Source organism: Isoptericola sp. NPDC060257 (assembly GCF_042726645.1).
In the GTDB taxonomy this organism is placed as follows: domain Bacteria; phylum Actinomycetota; class Actinomycetes; order Actinomycetales; family Cellulomonadaceae; genus Isoptericola; species Isoptericola nanjingensis.
Genome location: NZ_JBHXAW010000502.1, coordinates 1 through 1,325, shown reverse-complemented (window position 1 = coordinate 1,325; position 1,325 = coordinate 1). Strand labels below are relative to the sequence as shown.

The following is a 1,325-nucleotide window of genomic DNA, read 5'->3' as shown; positions in this document are numbered from 1 at the left end:
GGTGCTCCGCACCGTCGAGGTGCCCCTCGGCCTCCCCCTGCTCATCGGCGGGCTGCGGTCCGCGACGCTGCAGGTGGTCGCCACCGTCACCCTGGCCGGCTACGTCGGGAACTGGGGCCTCGGCTTCTACATCGTCCAGGGCATCCAGCTGCGGGACTTCTCCCAGATCCTCGGTGCCGCCCTCGTGATCGTCGTGCTGGCCGTCGTCCTCGACCTGGCCTTCGCGCTCCTGGAACGCGCCGTCGTCCCCCGCGGCGTCGCGGCCGGCCGGGCGACGCCGGACGCGCCCACCCGTTCCCGCCGGGGCCCCCACCCCGCCCCTGCGCCCGACCCGACCTGACGGACTGACCTGAGAGGCAGCATCATGCGCATCACACGACGCACGACCGCGACCGTCGCCGCCACCGCAACGGCACTCCTCGCGCTCACCGCGTGCGGCGGCGGGTCCGACCCGCTCGAGCCCGACTCCGAGGGGGGCGGCTCGCCGGCGTCCGGGACCATCGTCGTCGGGTCCCAGGCGTACTACTCCAACGAGATCGTCGCCGAGATCTACGCCCAGGCGCTGGAGGCCGGGGGCTTCACCGTCGAGCGGAACTTCAGCATCGGCCAGCGCGACGCCTACATGCCCGCGCTCGAGAGCGGCGAGGTCCAGGTGTTCCCCGAGTACACGGGCAACCTGCTGCAGTTCTTCGACCCGGAGACGACCGCGACGTCGACCGACGACGTCTACGCCGCCCTGCAGGAGGCCCTGCCGGACGGGCTGACCGTGCTCGAGCAGTCCCCCGCGACGGACCAGGACTCCTACACCGTCACGTCCGCCTTCGCCGAGCAGCACGGCCTGACCACCATCGCGGACCTGGCGGACGCGGGCGACCTCACGCTCGGCGGCCCGGCCGAGCTGGAGCAGCGCCCCTACGGCCCGAAGGGCCTCAAGGACGTCTACGGCGTGGACGTGAAGTTCGAGGCCACCGGCGACACCACCGTCCAGGACCTCGTGGCCGGCACGGTGGACGTCGCGAACGTCTTCACCGCCGACCCGCGCATCCAGACCGAGGACCTCGTCGTCCTCGAGGACCCCGAGGCGCTGTTCCTCGCCTCGCACGTCGTCCCGCTGGTCTCCGAGGACGTCGCCGACCAGGTCGCCGACGTCCTCGACCCGGTGAGCGCCGCCCTCACCCCCGAGGGGCTCGTGGAGCTCAACGTCCAGTCCACCGAGGAGCAGGGCTCCACCGAGGACATCGCCGCCGGCTGGCTCGAGGAGAACGGCCTGAGCTGACCGGGGGCAGCCAGGGCCGCCCACGCGGTCGCGGCGCGCCGGCTCAGGC

General features: G+C 73.1%; 2 protein-coding genes. Both read left to right on the top strand.

Annotated elements, in window-relative coordinates:
- A partial coding sequence (locus ACFWEK_RS21690; protein ID WP_430555388.1) for an ABC transporter permease subunit occupies positions 1–340 on the top strand: 340 nt, incomplete at its 5' end.
- Between the two features lie 24 nt (positions 341–364).
- Complete coding sequence (locus tag ACFWEK_RS21685) at positions 365–1,276, top strand: ABC transporter substrate-binding protein (protein ID WP_430555387.1); 912 nt, start codon at positions 365–367, stop codon at positions 1,274–1,276.
- The last annotated feature ends 49 nt before the right edge of the window (positions 1,277–1,325 follow it).

Excerpts from the sequence above, each read along its gene's own strand:
- ACFWEK_RS21685 (WP_430555387.1), top strand. The coding sequence starts at position 365 with ATGCGCATCACACGACGCACGACCGCGACCGTCGCCGCCACCGCAACG.